This window comes from Nostoc sp. (genome assembly GCF_036917355.1).
Classification (GTDB): Bacteria; Cyanobacteriota; Cyanobacteriia; order Cyanobacteriales; family Nostocaceae; genus Nostoc.
On sequence record NZ_JBALDP010000030.1, the window covers coordinates 157,063 to 179,118 of the forward strand.

The 22,056-nt window shown below is 41.4% G+C and carries 22 protein-coding genes and 1 pseudogene; 6 read left to right on the forward strand and 17 right to left on the reverse strand.

Annotated features, from left to right (window positions below; genetic code table 11):
- Window positions 1–14 precede the first annotated feature (14 nt).
- The 9 genes from V7K53_RS09010 to V7K53_RS09050 form a co-directional block, all read right to left on the reverse strand.
- A complete protein-coding gene (locus V7K53_RS09010; RefSeq protein ID WP_335197192.1) occupies window positions 15–1,229 on the reverse strand; it encodes an aminotransferase class I/II-fold pyridoxal phosphate-dependent enzyme in 1,215 nt (404 codons plus the stop codon).
- Between the two features lie 25 nt (window positions 1,230–1,254).
- Complete coding sequence (locus V7K53_RS09015) at window positions 1,255–2,070, reverse strand: methyltransferase domain-containing protein (protein ID WP_335197193.1); 816 nt, start codon at window positions 2,068–2,070, stop codon at window positions 1,255–1,257.
- Window positions 2,071–2,197: 127 nt separating this feature from the next.
- Window positions 2,198–3,220 carry an aromatic ring-hydroxylating oxygenase subunit alpha gene (locus V7K53_RS09020; RefSeq protein ID WP_335197194.1) on the reverse strand — a complete coding sequence of 341 codons (1,023 nt, stop codon included), beginning with the start codon at window positions 3,218–3,220 and terminating at the stop codon, window positions 2,198–2,200.
- Window position 3,221: 1 nt separating this feature from the next.
- Window positions 3,222–3,854, reverse strand: a complete 633-nt coding sequence (locus V7K53_RS09025) for an acetyltransferase (protein ID WP_335197195.1) — start codon at window positions 3,852–3,854, stop codon at window positions 3,222–3,224.
- Window positions 3,854–4,618 carry an SDR family NAD(P)-dependent oxidoreductase gene (locus V7K53_RS09030; RefSeq protein ID WP_335197196.1) on the reverse strand — a complete coding sequence of 255 codons (765 nt, stop codon included), beginning with the start codon at window positions 4,616–4,618 and terminating at the stop codon, window positions 3,854–3,856. Before V7K53_RS09030 ends, V7K53_RS09025 begins: the two co-directional genes overlap by 1 nt.
- Window positions 4,615–5,688 (reverse strand): ketoacyl-ACP synthase III, encoded by a 1,074-nt coding sequence (locus tag V7K53_RS09035; RefSeq protein ID WP_335197197.1) that lies wholly within the window; start codon window positions 5,686–5,688, stop codon window positions 4,615–4,617. The genes V7K53_RS09030 and V7K53_RS09035 overlap by 4 nt, the downstream gene beginning before the upstream one ends.
- 7 nt (window positions 5,689–5,695) lie before the next feature.
- Window positions 5,696–5,920, reverse strand: a complete 225-nt coding sequence (locus V7K53_RS09040; protein ID WP_334958968.1) for an acyl carrier protein — start codon at window positions 5,918–5,920, stop codon at window positions 5,696–5,698.
- 17 nt (window positions 5,921–5,937) lie between these two features.
- A complete protein-coding gene (locus V7K53_RS09045; RefSeq protein ID WP_335197198.1) occupies window positions 5,938–6,957 on the reverse strand; it encodes a ketoacyl-ACP synthase III in 1,020 nt (339 codons plus the stop codon).
- Window positions 6,958–7,066: 109 nt separating this feature from the next.
- Window positions 7,067–7,462, reverse strand: coding sequence for a tetratricopeptide repeat protein (locus V7K53_RS09050; RefSeq protein ID WP_335197199.1), 396 nt, complete (start codon window positions 7,460–7,462; stop codon window positions 7,067–7,069).
- A gap of 145 nt (window positions 7,463–7,607) precedes the next feature.
- On the opposite strand from V7K53_RS09050, the gene V7K53_RS09055 reads away from it, so the two are divergent.
- A complete protein-coding gene (locus V7K53_RS09055) occupies window positions 7,608–7,796 on the forward strand; it encodes a hypothetical protein (protein WP_335197200.1) in 189 nt (62 codons plus the stop codon).
- Between the two features lie 692 nt (window positions 7,797–8,488).
- Window positions 8,489–8,707: a DUF4327 family protein gene (locus V7K53_RS09060; RefSeq protein WP_012407469.1), complete on the forward strand. Its 219-nt coding sequence runs from the start codon at window positions 8,489–8,491 to the stop codon at window positions 8,705–8,707.
- Window positions 8,708–8,784: 77 nt separating this feature from the next.
- Here V7K53_RS09060 and V7K53_RS09065 read toward each other — a convergent pair whose 3' ends face one another.
- The 3 genes from V7K53_RS09065 to V7K53_RS09075 all read right to left on the reverse strand — a co-directional run bounded on the left by V7K53_RS09065 (window position 8,785) and on the right by V7K53_RS09075 (window position 13,284).
- Window positions 8,785–10,068 (reverse strand): protein kinase domain-containing protein, encoded by a 1,284-nt coding sequence (locus tag V7K53_RS09065; protein ID WP_335197201.1) that lies wholly within the window; start codon window positions 10,066–10,068, stop codon window positions 8,785–8,787.
- 149 nt (window positions 10,069–10,217) lie between these two features.
- The gene (locus tag V7K53_RS09070) at window positions 10,218–12,212 is read right to left on the reverse strand and encodes a serine/threonine phosphatase (RefSeq protein ID WP_335197202.1); all 1,995 of its coding nucleotides are present in this window, start codon (window positions 12,210–12,212) and stop codon (window positions 10,218–10,220) included.
- Between the two features lie 280 nt (window positions 12,213–12,492).
- Window positions 12,493–13,284 carry a basic amino acid ABC transporter substrate-binding protein gene (locus V7K53_RS09075; RefSeq protein WP_335197203.1) on the reverse strand — a complete coding sequence of 264 codons (792 nt, stop codon included), beginning with the start codon at window positions 13,282–13,284 and terminating at the stop codon, window positions 12,493–12,495.
- 132 nt (window positions 13,285–13,416) lie between these two features.
- Here V7K53_RS09075 and V7K53_RS09080 point away from each other — a divergent pair, with 132 nt between their 5' ends.
- Window positions 13,417–14,619, forward strand: coding sequence for an aminotransferase-like domain-containing protein (locus V7K53_RS09080; protein WP_335197204.1), 1,203 nt, complete (start codon window positions 13,417–13,419; stop codon window positions 14,617–14,619).
- A 125-nt stretch (window positions 14,620–14,744) separates the two neighbouring features.
- Here the strand turns inward: V7K53_RS09080 and V7K53_RS09085 are convergent, their stop codons facing one another.
- The 4 genes from V7K53_RS09085 to V7K53_RS09100 all read right to left on the reverse strand — a co-directional run bounded on the left by V7K53_RS09085 (window position 14,745) and on the right by V7K53_RS09100 (window position 17,813).
- Entirely contained in the window at window positions 14,745–15,200 is a 456-nt protein-coding gene (locus tag V7K53_RS09085) for a hypothetical protein (RefSeq protein WP_335197205.1), read from the reverse strand.
- A gap of 366 nt (window positions 15,201–15,566) precedes the next feature.
- Window positions 15,567–16,193 carry a J domain-containing protein gene (locus tag V7K53_RS09090; RefSeq protein WP_335197206.1) on the reverse strand — a complete coding sequence of 209 codons (627 nt, stop codon included), beginning with the start codon at window positions 16,191–16,193 and terminating at the stop codon, window positions 15,567–15,569.
- Window positions 16,194–16,418: 225 nt separating this feature from the next.
- Window positions 16,419–17,030, reverse strand: coding sequence for an ATP-dependent Clp protease proteolytic subunit (locus tag V7K53_RS09095; RefSeq protein ID WP_179067384.1), 612 nt, complete (start codon window positions 17,028–17,030; stop codon window positions 16,419–16,421).
- 120 nt (window positions 17,031–17,150) lie between these two features.
- Window positions 17,151–17,813: an ATP-dependent Clp protease proteolytic subunit gene (locus V7K53_RS09100; RefSeq protein WP_292732139.1), complete on the reverse strand. Its 663-nt coding sequence runs from the start codon at window positions 17,811–17,813 to the stop codon at window positions 17,151–17,153.
- A 238-nt stretch (window positions 17,814–18,051) separates the two neighbouring features.
- Here V7K53_RS09100 and V7K53_RS09105 point away from each other — a divergent pair, with 238 nt between their 5' ends.
- Genes V7K53_RS09105 through V7K53_RS09115 form a run of 3 tightly spaced genes read left to right on the forward strand, consistent with a single transcriptional unit; the run spans window position 18,052 to window position 21,313 of the window.
- Window positions 18,052–19,308 carry a vWA domain-containing protein gene (locus V7K53_RS09105; RefSeq protein WP_335197207.1) on the forward strand — a complete coding sequence of 419 codons (1,257 nt, stop codon included), beginning with the start codon at window positions 18,052–18,054 and terminating at the stop codon, window positions 19,306–19,308.
- Complete coding sequence (locus V7K53_RS09110; protein ID WP_335197208.1) at window positions 19,305–20,585, forward strand: vWA domain-containing protein; 1,281 nt, start codon at window positions 19,305–19,307, stop codon at window positions 20,583–20,585. The genes V7K53_RS09105 and V7K53_RS09110 overlap by 4 nt, the downstream gene beginning before the upstream one ends.
- Before the next feature lie 29 nt (window positions 20,586–20,614).
- A complete protein-coding gene (locus V7K53_RS09115) occupies window positions 20,615–21,313 on the forward strand; it encodes an SMI1/KNR4 family protein (RefSeq protein WP_335197209.1) in 699 nt (232 codons plus the stop codon).
- A 315-nt stretch (window positions 21,314–21,628) separates the two neighbouring features.
- On the opposite strand, the pseudogene V7K53_RS09120 reads toward V7K53_RS09115, so the two are convergent.
- Window positions 21,629–21,871: pseudogene (locus V7K53_RS09120) on the reverse strand (IS5/IS1182 family transposase); the annotation flags it as partial.
- Between the last annotated feature and the right edge of the window lie 185 nt (window positions 21,872–22,056).

The window sequence follows — 22,056 nt, forward strand, 5'->3', positions numbered from 1 at the left end:
CTCAGATATAAATTTTAGATGTGTGAATAAAATCGGGCTTTTGAAAGTTCGCAACTATTTGCGACGACTAATTTGATAATTTGACAAATTTTGCTAATATCTTCTGGGTTTAATGCCATACCTGTTGGTAGGCAGAGTACTCGATTGATAAGTTTTTCAGTTTTAGGTAGCAATAGCCGATTGTAAGGAAAATAAGAACGATAAGGTTCCATATTATGGCAACCTGGATAGAAGTACTTTCGAGCAATAACATTTTCAGCCTGTAATATTTCCACTAAATAATCTCGGCTTATACCAAAATCTTTTTCATCAATTTCCAAAATAATATACTGATAATTACATTTTTGTGTTTTATCATAAGTAACAAGTTTTAGCCCAGGAATACTCTGCAACTCTTGTTTATATTGTTGGTAATTACGATAATTAATAGCAACAAACTCTTCTAAACTTTCAAGCCCTGTCAAACCCATTGCCGCTGATGCTTCATGCATTTTACCGTTTGTACCAATATAGATAACGTTATCCATACCTGCAAAACCAAAGTTAGACATCAGGCGAATTTTTGCGGCTAATTCATCATTATTAGTCACAATTGCTCCACCCTCAAACGTATTTAAAAATTTAGTAGCGTGGAAGCTAAAAACCTCAGCATCTCCAAAGCTACCAATCATACGTCCTTGATGTGAACAGCCGAAAGCATGAGCCGCATCAAACATTAATTTTAAGTTGTGGGTGCGGGCAATTTTACTTAAAGCCTCCACGTTACAGGGGCGGCCCCACAAATGAACTCCAATAATGCCTGTAGTACGTGGAGTTATTAATTGCTTTATTTGCTTTGGATCAATGTTGTGGGTTTTAGGATCGATATCACAAAATACAGGAGTAATTTCTTGCCATTGTAGAGCGTGTGCAGTTGCAATAAAGGTAAAAGAAGGGACAATAACTTCGCCTTTTAAACCCGCAGCGCGGATGGCTATTTCTAATGCTACTGTAGCGTTACAGCTAGCAATACAATGCTTTACTCCGACAAATTCAGCAATGCGTTGCTCAAATTCTTGTACATAATAGCCATTGTTCGTTAGCCATCTTCTATCTAAGATGTCATTGATACGATTAAGTAAGCGTTCGCGGTTTCCAATATTAGGACGACCAACGTGTAATTTTTCCGCGAATGTAGGTGTTCCGTCAAATAAAGCTAATTCATTTAAGTATTTTTTGATGTAAACCATTTTTTATTATTTTGGCTAACTGTAATCATTTGTTCATTACTCCCCAATAATTCACGAATCCCTCTTTGAAATAAAACCCCTCTGCTTCAGTTAATAAGTTTTTAATAACCGACATTTGAATATTATCCATTTCTCGAAACCAAAACCATAACCGAGAAGGAACATGGTATATGGAAGCTTTATAGTTCCATTGTTCAAAGAGAATTTGCATACTCTGATTAGTAAAGAATGAGACATGTGGTGCCTGAAGATAAAACCAATCTGGATCTGGTGAAATATCTTCCTTAACCAGTACATGAAGAGCTAAGACTCCATCTTTAGCAATTAAGCTGTTAATGACATCAAGTGTATGTCTTTCACGAATATGTTCAAATACAGATGTATTAATTAGTAAACTATACTGAGTTTTTTGAAGTACCTCATTCGTTAGATAGTCAGAATTATGTTGCATATATAAATCATATTTCTGTACATTTAAACCTCTATTATTTAAAATATCAACTAGCTTACCGTCCCCACAACCCCAATCAACCCAAGCTAGAGAATTGGGAAGAATTTCTAATTTAGCAAGTTTATAAATAACCTCACATTGGAGGTACAATCGCTCATACCAGCGAGGATCTGATGGATTGTAGTTTTGATTTTGATAAGAATTATGACAATTAAAATTGAGTTTTTCCCACTCCGTATCTGACATCTCATAGTGTGTTTTAGAGAAAACAAAACCACAGGTTTCACATTTATGGTAATCTATTAAATTTAATTCAAAGCTGTGCTGAAAGTCTTTAGAAAAATAGAACTTTGTTTCTGCTTTACATATTAAGCAACTTAAAGTATTCATTTTATTTATAAAACTTTATTGGAATGTCTTTAGTAATCAGTAGTTTATATGGCAATAAACTTATTTGATGTAAAAAATTAGAACTATATAAGCACTTCCTAAAAAAGAGATTAATAATCTACAAATACTAATCATCAAAGATTAATTCAGATTTGCATATTTTTCTAAAGTGAACTATCCTTTCTTCAAATCTTGTAACAAAAGGAGGTCGTTCCACAGACCATGATGCTAATGGTACTCGTTTACAAATTAAATGATCTTCATCGAAAACCTGTCTGTTAATCTTTGAAGTAGAGTGAAAAAGCGGTTCAATGATATTCCTATCAGATAATTTACTGAGCTTGGATGTAAGTAACCTACTCGTGAAGTTAGTATTATTCTCATCATTTGTAGGAAAAAAATTCTGCAATGAATAAGAATAGCCAAAAGTTGAGGACAGCATTGTAAATGGAAACAAATAGATACTCATATAACCCTCATACTGAAAATAAGTCGAGAAATATTTCTTCAAACCTAATAAATGCTTTATTGTCCGAGTGTCGCCGATGGAAAAATAACAAGTTGAATTTACACCTGAAAAGATATCAGTGTCATGCTCAAGTTTAAGCAACCCCAAAGAAGAAGAATGAACAAAAGGAACATGCAATGGTTCTAATGCATTTTCAACTGCAATTACAAAATTGCAATCATAACTATACCGATTGAAATCATACCGATCAAAAATTGAATGAGAAATTGCCTCTACTAAAGGTGTAACTTCTCCCAATTGGGAAGCAAGACTAAACTTAGGAGAAATGCTGGCAAACAAGAAATCACCACACCAATCTATCTCAAGCAAGTTCAGTGTGACTGATGAAAAATCGCTAGTTGAGGAGAATTGGGATTTAGGAACACAAAGCTGACCGTTTTTGTAAGACCAGCCATGATAGGTGCATAAAAATGGCTGATTACCAAAGTCCTTTAGAAATATTCTTGCACCTCTATGGGGGCAGAGATTATTGAATGCTATGACACTACCGTTGTCATTGAAAACAACAACTTCCTCTCCTAGCCAATCAAAACGGATAAAGTCTCCAGAATCTCTTATTTCTTGTCTATGGCAAAGTAAGTGCCAGTAGTTATTTCGTAACTTTCGGGTAAGAGGATTCATCTTAGAGCTTCCTAGCTGGAGCCGCGAACATAGTAGAACCTTCAGTCACTGTTCTCACGATTAATGCTCCTGCTCCTATTTTTGCTGAATTACCAATAGATACATGAGGCAAAACTTTAGCCCCAGTTCCAAAAAATACAGAATGACCACATTTGACACCGCCAGTCAGATCTACATGGGAACTTACTGTTGTGTAATCACCTACCTGAACGTCATGCCCGGCACCTGAGAAACAATTAAAAGTTACGAAATTACCAATAGTAGCATCAGCTGAAATAACAGAGAATGGACATAAAATAACCCCTTCGCCAAGACGAGCCGTTCTTGCTAGCACTGCTGTTGGGTGAATCAAAGTGATAAATTTACCACCTCTATTTTTTAAAGAAGTTACTAAACTCTCCTTGTCTTTAGGATCACCTATGCCAAGCAAAAATAAGTCTCGATCAGTAGGTTGATAAGTACTAATTTGACCAAGCCAAGTTAATTTATAGTCAAAACCATCAAGAACATTGGGGATATCACTAATAAATCCATCTAATGGTGGAAATATGCCATGAGTCTGAGCATCATAGACCCAATTAATTAACTCTCGCCCAAACGCCCCTGCTCCTACTAATATGCAACGTTGTTCCATTACCGCACCATATACCCACCATCAATGACCAAGTTAGTTCCAGTAACCCACCGTGAAGCATCAGAGACTAAAAATAAGACAGCATTGGCAACATCTTCAGGTTGTCCAAAACCCAATAAGTGTTTACGTTCATAGTCAGATATTGCTTCTGTAGAACTAGCTACTACCAGTCTGGCGTGCATCTCGGTTTTCACTGCCCCTGCCACAATGGAATTAACCCGAATTTTACGCGGTGCCAACTCACAGGACAGTGAGCGAACCATAGCATCAACTCCTGACTTGACGGCAGAATAGGCCGATAAACCTAGCTGACCTCGAAAACCAGCAACAGAAGACATAAACACTATTGATCCACCATTGGTTATAACTCCTTTAGAAGATGAAGCGCGAGCGATACCAAATGCTGCAAAAAAACTGCTCTCTAAAAGATGTTCTAAGTTAGATTGTTTAATCATTCTTGCTGGCAGAACTAATTCTGAGCCTGCTGAATGAAATATTCCTGAGAGAGAACCGTATTTTCCAGCAATAGACTTCACCCAATCAGTCACCTCATCAGCATTAGATAACTCAAAAGGCAAAGCTACATGATTATTTCCTGCCATAGCTTCAATACAAGCTGCCAATCTAGATTCGTTGCGACCAGAAACCAACACCTGCCCACCACATTCAGCAATCATTATTGCAGCTGCTTTTCCAAGACCAGATGAAGCTCCTGTAACCAGGAAAACTTTTTCTTTTAGTGCGTCAGGAGCAAATATACTCATGGCTGAAAGTCAATCATCTCAACAACATCAAGTGGGCCAACAGTAAGTACACTAGAACCCCAAGAATAACCTACACCGAAACCAAACATTGCTAAACGGACAGATTGTTTTTGTAATAACAAACCCAAATTATCAGTCATGAGTAATGGGATAGAGGCACTGCTGGTATTCCCAAACTTATTGATATTGATGGGAATCCGAGCCATTGACAATTTTGTCTTTTTAATCAAGTGTTTGAGCATAAATAAATTGGCCTGATGAAACAAAAATGTATCAAAATTCTCTGCTTTTTGTCCTGAAAATTCAAATGTCGATGATATCAACGTAGTAACTACTTGCATAGTGAAGGTAAATATTTCAGTACCATCCATATAAAGGCAATTTGGGTCTTTCCCTTCTAACCTTGGATCTTTTGTAAGAGAATAATCTTTAGATGCACCACGAGGAATAATCAAGTTATGAGATCCCTTTCCATCAGTGCCAAGTATAAAAAAAGCATCATTTGAAGAATTCTCAGAATACTCTAATGCAGTGACAGTTCCCGCATCTCCAAATAGCATAGCGGTAGACCGATCAGAGGGATTTATGCACTTACTGCTGGTGTCACCAACTGCTAGAAAAACACGTTTTACAGCCCCTGTTTGAATCATATTTAAGCCTAGCCACAGAGCATAGGGATAAGCTGAACAGCCAAGATTAATATCAAAAGCTAAACAGGAAGGCTGAAGTCCAAGACGACCATGAAGTGAACAAGCAGTGGCTGGTAGACGATAATCTGGTGTTTGAGATACGAATATCAAAGCATCAATGGATTCTCTTTCCCAGTCTAAACCGCTTAAAAGACGTTCTGCTGCTTGGTAACAAAGGTCTGCTGTTGAAACTCCTTCATCTACCCAGCGTCGATGCTCAACACCAATCATCTTAACTACTTCCTTAACAGCATCTGCACCAAACTGTTCCGCAAAATAGTCATTAGAAATTTGACGAGTTGGCAGACAAGCTACGACTCCGGCTATACGACCACCTTTTGTTCTAAGTTGCTTGCCGACTGGTGTGTTGATGACACTCATATATGAATTATCCCTTTTGCTTTTGGGAGATGAGCTTTTCAATATCTCCCACTGTCTGAGAAGCGGCAAGAGAGTCTCCATTCAGCATTACATTAAAGCAGTCATCGACTAGCGCAATTGTAGAAATAAATGCAAGTGAATCCCAATCCATTCGAGTTAGGTCAAGGCTTGGAGAAACTTCGTTGACATCAATCTCAAGTATTTCGGCTAGACCTTCGTAAAAAGCTTGCATGATTTAACTCCTAAAAATCAAAATTTAACTACCGTTGCAGACCAAGAATACCCAACTCCAAACCCTAAGAGCAATAATTTATTTCCTCGCTTTAAGCGAGATTCATTAAGCATTGACTCTAGGGTAAGGGGTATGCTTGATGATACTGTATTTCCACACATTTTTAAAAAAATGGGAAACTTTTCCTCAGATAAATTGAGCTTTTTTCGTAAAGTATCGAGCATAAACTGATTAGCCTGATGCAAAACAATATAGTCAAAATCATCTAAAGATCCGCCGCATTTTTTTAGTAAATCATTTATTGCTTTTGGCACGGAGGAAAGTGTAAACGCTATCACTTCCGAACCATTCATGTATAGGTTGTCTTGTGACCTCACATTACCAGAATCATCGACTTCTTCCTTTGCCGTATGTTCAGACTGTGCAGAACGGAAACCTCCTGTTTTCACGATTATGTTATTGGCTCCATTGCCATCAGTTCCAAATACGAAAGGCCCAATAAATTCTTCATTTGTTTCTTCTGATGCTTCAATTAAGGTTGCTGTTGCTCCGTCACCAAATAAAGTGCGTACACTCTTATCCATAGGATGAATAAATTTTGAGTAGGTATCTGCCGTCAAGAAAAGAACTCTACGAGCAGATCCTGTTTCGATGAGTCCTTTAGCAACAGATAAGCCATAAACAAAACCAGAACAGCCAAGGTTAATATCAAAGGCCCCAGCAGTATTAGGAATTCCCAGACGATATTGGAGCAAACAGGCGGTAGTAGGTAAAAAGTAATCTGGTGTTTGAGTACAGAGAATAACAAAGTCGATATCCCCAGGAGTAACAATATTTTTTTTAAATAACTTACGGGCTGCCTTAAAAGCTAAGTCAGCAGCAGTTTCATCATCTACTGCAATACGTCTTTCAATAATTCCTGTTTTTTGATAAATCTTTTCAGAAGACCAACCTGGATAAATTTTGGTTAAATCATCATTATGCAAAATTTCTTTGGGCAGATATGATGCAATGTCAACTATTCGAGAGCGAAACATATTTTTTATAGAAATATCGAATTAACGATTATTCATGGACGAGTCGAGAGTTGAAATAATCTCAATCTTAGTGTTAAGGTGAACTAATTAAGCACTTAGCGATCGCTATTTACTTCTGCTTTCCCTCTTGTTTCTTAATCTTTTCTAATACAACTTTGTAATCTTGCCGATCGGGATGCAACTTCACCAGCTTCTCCAAAGGTTCCATCGCACCTTTCGTATCCTTCAATTGCAACCGCAGCACAGACAGTTTCTCTAAAGCAAGTTGGTTTTCTGGTTCCCGTTGTAAAACCAGCTCGTAGCCCTGCGCTTGTTGCTGTAATCCTGACTCAGGAGAAGCAGACGCAGTTGCTGGCTTAGGTTGAGTAGCCTGTTGGATTGCTGGAATAACTGCAAATAGCGTAGAACCAAAAAACGAGAACATCGACACTATTGTGACAATCTTTTGTCGCCGCTGAATCTGCTTTTTGCGGGTAATTAGGTACTCTTCGTCTGAACCAGCCATGCCTCACATACTTGCTGCGGTAAACACTTAAGTATCAGCAAGCCTCCCGTTCTGAGGATACCCATCTGCTCAACAGAAACTAACATCCGCGCTAAAAATTTTTTACACAAACTTCAAATGCTGACTCTGAAGACGAGAGAACCTTATGGTAAGCCTACTTGGTTTGCCAAAGAAACTTTGCGGGGTAAAGGGTAAGGGGGAAAGGGGAAAGGTTTTAAATCCCTTACCCTTTCCCCTTTCCCCAGCCTTCACAAGCGCATTTTTGGGTTGGCAGACCACTTGCACCGACAATTTTGCCATGCGTAGTTTACCGCCGATCGCTCCTATACCTTAAAACAAAACCCTACCCTATGCTCTAACAAGCTTTAATTCTCTGGGCAAAACATAAAAATTATATAAAGATTTACAATTATTTCCCCTAAAGCCATATGTTTGGGATAATCTAAATAACATTTAAATCAACAGAAAGAGTAGATGTTTCTACTCAATAGCAAATTTCCCTGTCAATCAAAAACTTTCAAACTAGCTCGTATCGTATAGCTACTTCAACAAGCAAGCATATTTTTCGTAATTTAAACAAACACAATTTTCCCAGTAGTCCTCAGTGACACTACTTAGTGGAACTTCCTTGAGGACTAATTATTCTGCTCGGCGTCCACAATAGATATCTTACGAAAGGTAGTGTTGCACTGTTGCGGAAAAAAGGTAGACGTAAAGAGGAAAAACAAAAGGGGCGAAAGTTCAAGGAAAAAGGGTAAACATAAACATCCCTCACTCCTTCTGGCAAAACTTTTGTCTGACTTCTGCGAAAAGTTTAAGGACTGCTTGGTAAAAATGGGATTTTCTGGTGGTAATTACCGTACAAAACCGAATTTACCAGTAACTTAGTAGAGTTTGTTATGGTATAGTTAAAAAGTTAAGACTAGCTTTACCAAATTAAACCACTCTACGGGCCGGCAACAATTGCAGAATGGAAAGCAGTTTTAATTAAGCATTTACCCACAAAATCAGAATTCAATCGAGGTTATGACTCAGCAAGTGATTCACCCAATGGTGAAATTGCAGCGCAATGTGCAATCACTCATAGAATCGAATATTATCAAGCCAAGCGATAGCATCTGGAAAATCGCTCTGCTCTATGGTAATGAATGGCAGCACTGGAAACAAGAATTGCTTGACTTTGGCTTTAGTATGCAAGACCCAGTTAGTGAATTGCTAGCTGTAGAAACTTGGGATGAAGAGTAGGGTATAGGGAATAGGGGATAGAAATTTTTAATATTCACCACTCCCTAGACGCGATTAATCGCGTCTCTCCCGACTCTCTAAACTTTGCAGGCAGCTAAAGCCGCAGCCAATTCCTTTGCATTTTGATAGCGATCGCGTGGCAATGGTTCTGTAACGCGATCGATAACATCTCTTAATTGGGAACTAATAGTGGGAACTTTTGCCACATTAAACCTGAAGTTTCGCCCTCGTTGGCGGTAATACTTAAACGGGTTTTCGCCTGTGAGCAGAAAAATCAGCGTTGGTCCAATTGCATACAAATCAGATTGAGTTAAAGGTTGTCCTCGTTCTTGTTCGGGAGCGCAGTAACCTTCTGCACCAATTCGAGTACCGGGCGCTGTGCCAATTTCTTTAACTGCGCCAAAATCTAGCACCACTATACGATTTCCTGAACTTCGCACCATTAAATTGGCGGGTTTGATATCGCGGTGAATCAGTGGAGGCTCTTGGCTATGAAGATAGTCCAAAATATCACAGGTTTGGATCATCCAAGCGATCGCTTGGTTTGGTGTCACTGGGCCAGTGGTATAGACACGTTTCTCCAAATCTTGTCCGTGAATTAGTTCCATTGCCAAGTATTTTTTTCCGTCTTCTACAAAGAAGTCGTAATACTTGGGAATTCCAGGATGGTTAAGGGATTTGAGAGTGTGCGCCTCTCGCTCAAATAACTCTTGAGCTTTGACAATTTTTAGCATATCAGCATTCATTTGCTTCAACACCAGCAGTTGTGGCACACCCGCAATCAGACCAGCCTCATCCCAAGCCAGATAGGTAGTACCCATACCTCCTTGTCCGAGAGTTCTCAACACCTGATAATGGCGAATTTTCTGTTGGACTGAGAGAGGTTGACCGCAGTGGATGCAAAACAGATTGTTTGGAGAATTGCCTTCGTGCGTGCAAGTAGAAGATAAATTTGCCAGATTTCCTGCTGAGTAAAGTGTCTCAGCGACGTTTTCTTCTGTAGCTTGTTGCTGCGATCGCAAACCAGTTTCCAGTACTGTTACCTCCTGAATTTGGAATTGCAGTATTGGGCCTCCCTGTGCCAATTGCAAAAGGGAATTATCTGGTAACGGACTCTGAAGTACAAGAATACCATTGAGAAAAGTCCCATTTGTACCTTGACTAATCAGCTGCCAAGCATCGCCATTATTGCTAGCGTCACCGACTTTTCTCAGTTCTAGATGATGCCGCGAAACTAAACTATCAGTTAAAACAACGTGATTATCTGCCGCTCGACCAATCCGAATTATGGAGGAGTTCTCAAAGCTCCACTGCTGGAGGGGCGTTTTCTGTTGCGGTTCTAACAGGGTCAGACTAACCACAATACAACCTACAAGGTAAATGGATTAGGGATTGGGGAATGGGGCATTGGGCACAAGAGGCAGAGGTGCGGAGGGGAAAAATTTACTGCAACTTCTCCTCTGCTTCCCTGCTCCCCTGCTTCTTCCCCATGCCCCATGCCCATTTATGATTAACTTTCTAGATTTGGACGTACTTTTGCCCGAATAAGTATACCAGTAATATTGTCGTGACCGTTGTGTTGATTTGCCAAATCAATTAATTCTGTCACACCCCGTTCTAAGTTAGCACCAGAACTAAGTAAGGGTTCTAAGTGAGTCTGCCAATGGGTTTCTAGTAAATCATTGTCTGATAGACCGTCCGATGCCAACAGCAGAAGAGTGTCTTCGTTGATGTCGAAAAAGCCTACGTCGGGATTAATCGAGTTTTCATCACGAGGTCCCAAGGCTTGGGTAAGTTGGTAGGCATCTGGACGAGCGTAAGCTATGCTTGCTTCCACTCCTCGGTTAATTTCCCGTTGCCCAACTTCATGATCTACTGTGACTTGTTCTAGCCCCTGCTTGCGCGTCAGGCGATAGAGACGGCTATCTCCCACATGAGCAACTGCTGCTTGAGTATCTTGAATTAAAAGCATTACTAAAGTTGTACCCATACGCCCAACTCCAGAACGGGCATCTTGTTGATTGAGCTTGTAAATCGCCTCATTAGCTAAATACACTGCCTCACGAATACTATCTTCTGTTGGCATCTGGTTCGCAATCCAGTGTTCTTGAAAGTATTGCCGTAGGGTGTTGACTGCTAACTCGCTGGCGATCTCGCCGCCAGCGTGTCCACCCATACCATCACAAAGAATATACAAACCATGCCCTTCTAAGACTCGACTTTTGGGTAACTCCAGTTTTTGAATTTTGGTTTCAATGCCAAAGTAGTCTTCGTTATGATGACGTTGACGCCCCACATCTGTGCGTCCTGCATCTTCTAAGCTACTTAACTGCATCGCCAGCACCACAGTTGGCATATCATCAGTTTTGCTAATGATATCTTCTAACTCATCGGATTGCGGGATAGTGGACACAGCAGTATTTTTCTCCTCTATTGGCGGCAAAGTTGCGGTTCCTAGTGCTTCCAGTTCAATAGAAATTTCCTCCAAACGCGATCGCAATTGGGCGATCGTCTGAATCTTACCTACCTCTAAATCTCCCAACATCTGGACTACGGAGCCAAATTGAGTTCGTTGCGACTGTCTAAATAGTGCTTGCCAAACTCTTCCCAAAGTTTGGATAGTTAACGGCTCCTCTGGAATAGCAGATGTTTGGCGAGGGGCATCTTCTGGCGACTCCGTGGCGGGCTGAGAATTCGATGATTCCACATACAACCTTTGTAGTGCCAACGTTTGGTCTTCATCCAATCGCAAATTCGACAAATCTAAAAGGCTTTGACGACAATTTACTGGTTCCAATACTGCCCAAAGTTGGGTCATTTCATAACACCAGTGTAAAATTTTTAACGAACTGGTTGTTTCTTCTTGCCACAGGTCGAGTAAATACTGCCAATCCGAGCGATTTTCGATTATCAATACCTGTATATCACCTTGCTGCCATGCGTCGTGAATCGACGGTATCCCTCGCTCACCTTGGGATTGTAAAGCAATATAAAGTTTAGCAAGGCGAGGAATCTCACTTGCTTCCACTGCTGGTGTGAGCAAATCTGATTCCTGACTTTCTAGGATTGCCTCAATCGGTGATATTTGATACGGCTGGCAGTCTAGAACTCTCACACCCACATCAGTAATAATGGCAGTTTCTGTTTGAGCAGGTAGCGCATCTAATAATTGATAGCGTTCTTGGGAGTCTAAATAGGAGCCTAATGTAATTTGAGAGTTAGGCGATAAAGGAGATGAGGAGGGTATTGCTTGCTCATCTCCCTCACCTTCCACATCTCCGACATCCCCTTCTCCTCTCAAAGCTTCCCCAGTCGTTTCTTTAGCAATAATTGCCCAAAACACTGTTCCACATTCTGCGTCACAGTTATGACAACGTAATGCATTCACAGGTACATCATCGGTACTGCATTCAGGACAAACCTTGTGAGTCAGGGACGTGCCACAGTTTTGACAGAATTTGTTGCTATTGGGGTTTTCAAATTTACACTGAGGGCAAATCAGCATAGTGGAAGTTCCTTTATTCCCATTCGTTCCAAGGTGCTTCTAGCCACTAACATCCAAGGTGCCACAATTGGCTGTCCCTGACTACAGTAGATTGTAGTTTATCAATGAATTTTGGTGGCAGTATTAATTGTGACGCATATTAGATAAATATTTCATATATTGGCAGGCAATTCCTTATAAATGGGGAATAAAGAAGGGAATAGGTTACAGGTGACAGGTGACAGATTATTTTCTATAACCTGTCACCTGTCACCTCTCCCCTAATCCCAATCCCCAATTGTCAAGAGTCCGGCAATTGTGGAGGTTCAACTTTAAACCATTTTTGATAAATTTGCTTGTAAGTGCCATTGGATAACAAAGTTGCTATACCTTTGTTAATTTCATCCAAATGGGAGGAATCCTTGGGCGTAGCAATCCCGTAGTATTCTTCAGTGAGCAAATCCGCAACAACTCTGATGCCTTTGAGTTTGCCATTTTTAATCGCATACAAAGTCGCGAAAGCATCACTAACCACAGCATCAACGTTGCCATTGAGTAAGTCTTGGAAAAATTCTGGCCCAGAATTAAAAGTACTAATTTTGGCATTGGGGATGGTTTTGGCAAAATCTGCCCCAGTGGAACCAATTTGGACAGCAATTTTTTTACCTTTGAGACTATTGAAGTCTTTAATATTTTGATTGTCTTCGCGGACAGCGATCGCAAGTCCCGCTTTAAAATAAGGTCGTGAAAAAGCAATTGTTTTCAGACGTTCGGCGGTAATCGTGATTCCGCTAATTGCTGCATCAACTCTTTGAGCTTGCAAAGTTGAGATCGTTCCATCAAAGGGCAGACTTTCAAACTGGACTGCAAAACCTGCTACTTTAGCGATCGCATTCATTAAATCAATATCAAAGCCTTCCAAGTTACCGCTAGCTGTTTGGATCTCAAAAGGGACAAAAGTGGGGTCTGTAGCCACCTTGAGAGGTTTAACTTCTGGGTTAGTAGTGGGATATAAACTCTGACAGGCAATAATCAGTAGTAGGCAGCCTAAGCTTAGAATCAGCTGCTGCCACTTGAAGTTTATTAATTTCACTGTAGTAATTTTGTTCTAGTAATCAATATTTACGATACTTGTCATGATGTTATAAGAAAGAATACATACGTATGACTTTTTGCTAATTGCCTTTGTGTGTTCTATATTCTGACTCCCAATTTTTAATCGCTTATGGCTTCTACCACTTCTGCTTACCAAATTGCTGATTTGTTCGCCGAAAGAGCTAGAAATCTGACACCACCAACTTACGGCACTGAGTTAACCAAAATCATCACCGTCAGCTTTGCCTATGGTCTGGCCGACCCAATTCTCTTTCCTCATGCTGATTTGTCTGCTGCAAGTGCTGCTGTACTGGCAGAAGAAGCTCCGATCGCTCTCAATTACGGGCCACCTTCAGCCCAACTTTACGAACAAATAATCCTCCGCTTGCAAGCTCAAGGAATCCCTGCCGATCGCGATCGCGTGATTATTGGCTACGGTTCCGGTCAGATTTTGGGCTTGCTACCAGATGTGTTTGTCGAACCTGGTGATGTGGTAATTGTGGAAGGGCCAACCTTCTTGGGAGTAGTTAATAGATTTGTCCAGGCTGGCGCCCGCCTGATTACCATTCCTGTTGATGAGATGGGAATGGATGTAGATGCGTTAGAAGAAACTTTAAGCGACTTGAAAAAACGGGGTATTCGACCCAGGTTTATTTACACTATCCCTACTTTTCATAATCCCACAGGCACTACTATGTCATTATCTCGCCGCCAAAAACTGGTAGCGTTAGCGGCTGAGTATGGCGTGTTGGTGGTAGAAGACGATGCCTACAGCGATTTGCGCTTCCAAGGTGAAATTGTGCCATCCTTGGCAAGCCTTGACAAAGAGGGGTGGGTGTTATATGTGAATACCTTCTCGAAAATCATTGCGCCTGGTATTCGGCTAGGCTGGGCTTGTGGCGATCCAGCAATTATTGAGCGGTTGGCAATGTTCAAAAGTGAAGGGCCTGTGGGGCCGTTTGTCAGCCATGTGGTTGGCCGCTACTGTGCTACAGGTAAACTAGAACGTCACATTCAGGAGCTAATCGCCTGTTACAAACATAAGTGTAATTTGTTGTTAGAAGCGATCGCTCATGAGTTTCCCAGTGATATAGTTGCTTTGCGACCAGGTGGTGGCTTTTTCGTGTGGTGTAAATTGCCGCCAGACATCAGCGCCAAAGCACTCCTAACTGCTGCCAATGAACATGGCGTCAGTTTTCTGCCAGGGACTCGTTGCTACGCTAATGGACAAGGAGATGATGCCATTAGGTTAGCTTTTAGCTTTCAAACAACCGAGAAGATTGTTGAGGGAATCGCTACCTTGGGAGCAGTGCTACGTGGATGGCAGCGATGATCGTACCAATTTTAGATTTTATGGAAAGTCCGCTCTAAGGAAATCTCCGGTCAGACTTTCCAACTTGCGATCTGTAGCAATTAGCGAACCGCTCTCCTTTTTCCACATCCTGTGAAAAGTCACGCTTAGTACCAGTTAGTGCGGGTCACGACGGTTCCGGTGCCGCAGACTAGGGCCGCGCGGGAGAGGCGACCACTGAGGTTATTGCCGACCTTCGTGTAGGCAAAGTTAATGCCCGGATCGACGGTCTCACCAACATAGTCCCAGCTGCTAGGGTTGGGGTTACTGCTCCGGGTGCGATCGAGGTAGACCTTGCAGTAAGGCGGCGCGTTGTCGATTCGTGCGAATGAACCGCATTGGCCGCTGTAGAAGTACTTCAGCGTTATGTTGCTTCCAGCCCAGGTTGCCCTCTTACTCTGCTGGAGGTTGTAACGGCAGGGCGTGGACTCCGGGTAGCGACCTTCATAAGGGTAGTTTGGATAGCCCGGACTGTTGAACGGCGCAGCCTGAGCGGCGGTCGCAAATGCTAGCGATGTGGAGATGAATAGGCCGAAAACCCTGGTGATTGTTCTGATCCCCATGAGTGGTTTCCAAATTCAATTTTATATTTATTTACTAGATTAACTGTTTATAGTAAATAGGCAGAAAAATTTCTAAGTATGTAACAAAAATCTAAAGTAATTAACCCTCTTTAATCACTCTGAACAAAGAAAAATAAGAGCGTATTTTTCAACTGTAAATAAAGCGATAATTGAAGCGTTTATTTGCTAACAGAATCCGAAAATCAAGGTTTTTGGTAAAAGTTTTATACTCAGAACTAGCCCTTTCAAGGTGACTCAGCATTTTTTGGGAATTATATTTAACTGCATTAGTCGCAGATAACACAGAAGTAAGAAGAATTATTGTCCAAAAATTTTACCTAGCTTGAAAGGGCTAATTTTGAATCTTTAAAAAATTTGCTCCAAGCGCTGGAAATCACGCTGGACTTCATACCAGAGACTTTTATTATGAGGATCTGTTTTCAAAGCTTTTTTGAGATAAATTCTGGCTTTGAGTAGTTGTTTTTCGGAAATTAGCGCCCGTCCCCAAATTTGATAAGCGATCGCTAGCCATTGGCGAACTTCTGCATCTGTTGACAAACGATCTGCTAAAGCTTCCGCCAAGGCGATCGCTTGGGGAAATCGTTTTTCTTGCAAAAATCGCTGCAATTGCTCATAAGTCTTCCACTTCAGCCGTTCTTCTATTTCCAATAAATTAGGCGGCTTTGGTTTCCCTGATTCTTGACTTGTCACCGTTGTTACTGGTGTTTTCTGCCTATGCGTTGCCTTAGCGTCATCACGCATACCAGATGTTGATACCTGAGTTGAATGTGCCACAGTTTCCTCTGGTAGTACCACTGTCATCAGGAGTTTGTACGCTTCTGTCAACGCAATAAATTTATCTTTGGCTTTGTTGTCATCTGGGTTGATATCGGGATGATATTGCTGCGCCAGTCGTCGGTAAGACGCTTTGATGTCAGCAAAAGAAGCTCCCGATCTTAAACCTAGTAAACGGTAGCAATCTCCAAGATCCATCTTGAGCTATCAGCTATCGAATATTTAGCTATTGGCTATTATCTGTCAGTATCAGCTTCAAGCCCGGACTATTAATGATAAGGGCTAATTTTCTATTTTAAAGTTCAATCTTGACAGTTTGTTCATAAAAGGGCATTGGGGATTAGCGAGCTAGGAGTTAGGAGTTATAAGTTAGAATTCTTCCCCTGTTTCCCTTACTCCTCTGCCCCTCTGCCCCCTGCCTTCCTATTCCCCAGTTATTACCGAGGTTCGTTCTTCAATCACACGGTCAATTAAACCGTATTCTTTTGCCTCTTCGGCAGACATAAAAAAGTCACGATCCATATCTTTTTCAATCTTTTCTATGGTCTGACCTGTTTTATCAGCATAAATGCCATTGAGCTGGTGACGAATCCGCAGAATTTCTCTAGCTTCAATTTCGATATCGGTTGCTTGTCCACGGGTACCACCTGAAGGCTGGTGAATCATAATCCGTGAGTGAGGCAATGCTAACCGTTTGCCTTTGGTGCCAGCTGCCAGCAGGAAAGACCCCATTGAAGCAGCTAATCCCACGCAAATAGTCACTACATCTGATTTAATATGTTGCATGGTGTCAAAAATAGCCATGCCAGATGTAACCATCCCACCTGGGGAATTGATGTATAAATAAATATCTTTACCTGGATCGTCTGAGTCCAGATACAGCATTACAGCGATAATTTGATTGGCAATTTCATCATCAATATCTCGCCCCAAGAATATAATCCGTTCCCGGTAAAGGCGATCGTAGATGCTAATCCAATCTGTATATTGTCCACCGGGCATCCGGTAAGGAACTTTAGGAACGCCTATAGGCATAATTTACTCCGTTTTTAATTAGTCATTAGTCATTGGTCATTAGTCATTGGTCATTAGTCATTGGTCATTAATAATTTTTAGTTATTAACAAAGGACGAAGGACAAAGGACGAATGGCAAATTAAAGGACACTGGCAGGAAGTGGGGGATTGGCGAGTTCTTCTTTCTCAAAAACTCGGTCAATTAAACCGTATTCCTTCGCTTCATAGGGTGTTAAATATAACAACCGATCCATGTCTTTAGTAATTTTTTCTGGAGCCTGTCCAGTGGTGCGATGTAAGATATCAACTAACGCCCCTTTATTTACCAAAACTTCCCTGGCGCGAATTTGAATATCCGTTGCTTGACCTTGGGCGTAGCTCTTGGGCTGATGCAGGATAATCGAGGAGTGAGGCAAACTAGCGCGGCAACCTTTTGTACCAGCACTGAGAAGCATCGCTGCCATTCCCATTGCGGAACCAACGCAAATGGTGTGGATAGGAGGTTTGATATATTTCATGGTGTCATAAATGGCGAAGGCTTCGGTTTCAAAGCCAATGGGTTCGCCACTGTAACCGGAAGTGCCGGTGGAGTTGATATAGATTTTAATCGGTTTGTCGGGGTCGTCGGATTGCAAAAACAGCAATTCGGCCACGATTAATTCCGTGACAGCAGGCACCAGAGGCATCCCAATATAGACAATTCGCTCCTTCAATAAGAGGGAAGGTAAATCTGGCGGTGGTGTCCGGTAAAAGTTATCGCCGTAATATGGGGCTTGAACAGCCTTAATTGGGGAAATGTCCATAGCAACTGATCGCCTGAAACTATGCCGTTAACTGTAATACATCCTAGCGTGATGCCAGCCTTCCTTAAGGTGCGGATTTCTCCCTAATGCTGAAGGTGGCTTCGCATCTGCCAATGCTTGGCTTCTAAGATATTCTGATTATATTAGTGTATTTATGTTGGATAAGTTTTCCGTAGAGCTAAAGTAGTGCTTTGAAGTTATTTTTTAATATGTATATCCTGAATAGGGACTCTGAGTTATGAAGGTTAATTTGCAGCCTGCCTTGAATGATGGTAATTTGGACGCAAATCAACTGAACAGTCAACGTCAGTTGGGAATTTCGATTTCGGCGATCGCAGAAAATCAAGATCGCCATGTACCCCTGAATTTATGCTTAATTCTCGATCATAGTGGTTCGATGAACGGGCGATCGCTAGAAACGGTCAAAAAAGCCGCGAATCGTCTGGTGGATAGACTCAATCCCGGCGATCGCCTCAGTGTGGTAGTTTTCGATCACCGTGCCAAAGTCTTAGTACCCAGTCAAAGTGTCGAAAATCCAGAGAAAATCAAACAGCAAATCAATCGCCTAGCCGCCGATGGTGGAACTGCGATTGATGAAGGACTGCGTTTGGGGATTGAGGAGTTGGCGAAGGGCAAAAAAGATACTGTTTCCCAAGCTTTTTTGTTAACCGACGGGGAAAATGAACACGGTGATAACAATCGCTGTTTGAAATTTGCCCAATTAGCTGCTAGCTATAATTTGACTTTGAATACTTTGGGATTTGGTGACAACTGGAACCAAGATGTTTTAGAAAAAATTGCTGATGCTGGCTTAGGTACTTTATCTTATATTCAAAAACCCGAACAGGCAGTGGAAGAGTTTAATCGCTTGTTCAGCCGTATTCAAACAGTGGGATTGACTAATGCTTATCTGTTATTCTCCCTCATGCCCCATGTCCGGCTAGCAGAACTTAAACCCATCGCCCAAGTTTCCCCAGACACAATCGAGTTACCACTGCAACAAGAAGCTGATGGACGTTTCGCTGTGCGGTTGGGAGATTTAATGAAAGATGCAGAACGGGTAATCTTAGCTAATATTTATTTGGGACAATTGCCAACAGGTGAACAAGCGATCGCTAATGTACAAGTCCGCTACGATGACCCAGCCGCTAACAAAGTAGGTTTAGTTACACCAAATATCCCAGTTTATGCCCATGTAGTGAAAAATTACCAAGCAGACCCGAATCCCCAGGTGCAACAATCCATTTTAGCATTAGCTAAGTATCGCCAAACCCAGCTAGCTGAAACGAAATTACAACAGGGCGATCGCAGTGGTGCAGCGACGATGTTACAAACGGCTGCGAAAACTGCTTTGCAAATGGGAGATACTGGGGCGGCGACGGTGTTGCAAACTTCTGCCACCCAGCTACAATCTGGTGGAGATTTATCTGAAAGCGATCGCAAGAAAACCAGAATTGTCTCCAAAACAGTTTTGCAAGATACTCCTCCTCAATGAAAGTTAAATTGCTCTCCGCGTTAAATGACAATAATGTTGATGTGGCTCAAACAAGTAGCCAACGTCAACTAGCAATGACGATTTTTGCGATTGCTGGTGAGTCCGATCGAAATCTACCACTCAATCTCTGCTTGATTTTGGATAAAAGTGGTTCCATGCATGGACAACCAATTAAAATGGCGATTCAGGCGGTGGAAGGATTAATCGATCGGTTGAAAGTAGGCGATCGCATTTCAGTTGTGGCTTTTTCCGGTACTGCGGAAGTCATTATCCCTAACCAAGCGATTGAAGACCCCGAAAGCATCAAATCTCAAATAAAAAGCAAACTGACTGCTAGCGGTGGCACTGCGATCGCTGATGGTTTGGAATTGGGAATTACAGAACTGATGAAGGGCACAAGAGGCGCTGTTTCTCAGGCGTTTCTGCTGACGGATGGGCATGGTGAAAGCGGTTTGCGGATTTGGAAATGGGATATTGGGCGAGATGACAATAAACGCTGTCTGAAACTGGCGCAAAAGGCTGCCAAGCTGAACCTAACTATCAATACCTTCGGATTTGGCAATAGCTGGAATCAGGATTTGCTGGAAAAAATTGCTGATGTTGGTGGTGGGACTTTAGCGTATATTGAACGCCCTGAACAAGCTGTAGATCAATTTAGCCGACTATTTGGGCGGATTCAGTCGATTGGGTTAACTAATGCCTACCTGCTGTTATCTCTAGTGCCAAATGTGCGATTAGCAGAACTGAAACCTATTGCCCAAGTTGCCCCAGACACAATTGAGTTACCAGTGGAACCCGAAGCTGATGGTAGCTTTGCTGTACGTTTGGGAGATTTGATGCAGGATGTAGAACGGGTAGTTTTGGCGAACATTTATCTGGGACAATTGCCAGAAGGTAAACAAGCGATCGCTCATCTACAAATCCGTTATGATGATCCGTTGGTTAACGAAGAAGGTTTACTTTCGCCTCTCATGCCGGTGTATGCAGATGTAGTGCGGGCGTATCAACCGACATCTAATCCTCAAGTGCAACAATCTATTTTAGCATTAGCGAAGTATCGCCAAACCCAGTTAGCCGAAGCGAAATTGCAACAAGGCGATCGCACTGGTGCAGCCACGATGCTACAAACGGCTGCCAAAACCGCTTTACAAATTGGAGATAAAGGTGCAGCGACAGTGTTGCAAACTTCCGCCACTCGCCTGCAAGCTGGCGAAGAACTTTCGGAAGCAGATTTGAAGAAGACTAGGATTGTATCAAAGACTGTTTTACAGGAATAGTAAAAATTGACTTTGTTGGGAAGTGTAGAATGTCAACAATAAACTCTGTTATTGATAAGATTGCAATCCTTGCAGAACAGAGTGGTTATATAGGCTTTCTTGAAGATTGGAGTGTTTGCGGCGGTTATAATCCAGATTATCTTCCAAAATTAAGTTTTGAGCAGATCCAGGAACTTACTCAGAAGTATCCGTTTAATTTACCATTAGAACTTTGTGAACTATACCAAAGGGGTAATAGTTGTTTGCCTATTGGTGTCAACCCCAAAAAAAATTGGGATTCCTTCGACAGTTATTTTCCATTTGAATTTCCATTTGAAGATGACGTTTTTTTTCCGTTAGGAGAAGCAATTAATACATATTGCTCTATAGCCTCTTGGTTAAAGAAGAACGAACACAAATTACAGCTATCAAGAAAGACAAATAATTGCCAGCAAAAAGTTCTAGCTTCTCTCCTGAATAGCAATAATTTTTCTTCACGCTTGTTTCCCATTTCTAGCACGGAGAATGGCTTATACGTTGTAGTTGGTAATAAAAAACAACAGGAAAAATCACCAATACTCTTTTTATGGGAAGATTTAGTAATTTCTATGGAATGGCCAAGCCTAACTTGCATGATGCTAGGAATGGCAGAAGTCATGGAAAGAAAGATGCAGTCACCAAAGCCTAATGGGTATGAAATCGAAGCTATTTGGCATAAGTATGCTGTCGCAGAGAGTGGTAATCCCTGAGCAAGCAACAGTTTCATAGCGGTTAGGTAGTTCAATGATGCGAAAGTCCATGTAGGACTATGCAAAAATTAAGGCTTGCTTTAGTGAGCGATTCATCTTTCAAAACAAGGATTTTCAGGGATAAAGCCCTTACTACAAACTTTGATTGATTTACACGTAATTACTTAAGATTTTTTATATTTTTTCATTTGCGGAGTTAGTTAAATCGGTAATACTTATGTTGTTTTTGGAGGACATCTTACTACACCTTTTATGTATTCTGGTCGCGAGGGTACACGCCCAAAGTCATTGCTTCTACAAACAATACTTATCAGTTTCACTTGCTTGTCTATCAGATAGGTTTTCTAAGAATTGCATTATCAGTACCATCGCTAATCGCCAAGGTGTTTGTGCTGACTGCCCCCTCGGAGGATATACAGACACAAAGTCTTCATCCTGAAACAAGATTCCAAGTTCGTCGCGCAGACGCATATAGAGATTACCTTTTGGAAATGCGGCCTTGGCTACACGAACCGTTTCATTAGGAATAAGAGGAATTTTTTCGGGATGTAAACACATATACTGCCTCCCAGGTATTTCTTCTAGTTTATTGATAATTGAGGCAGCTAACTTATTTTTTTTCTTCCGTGTAATACATGGAACAGTAGTTCATCCTATCCATGTATTACACGATAAAATCAGCGTTTTTATGTTAAGTAATGTTTCGCCAACGGTATCCTTTACGCAGATGTCAAGCGCTGGGA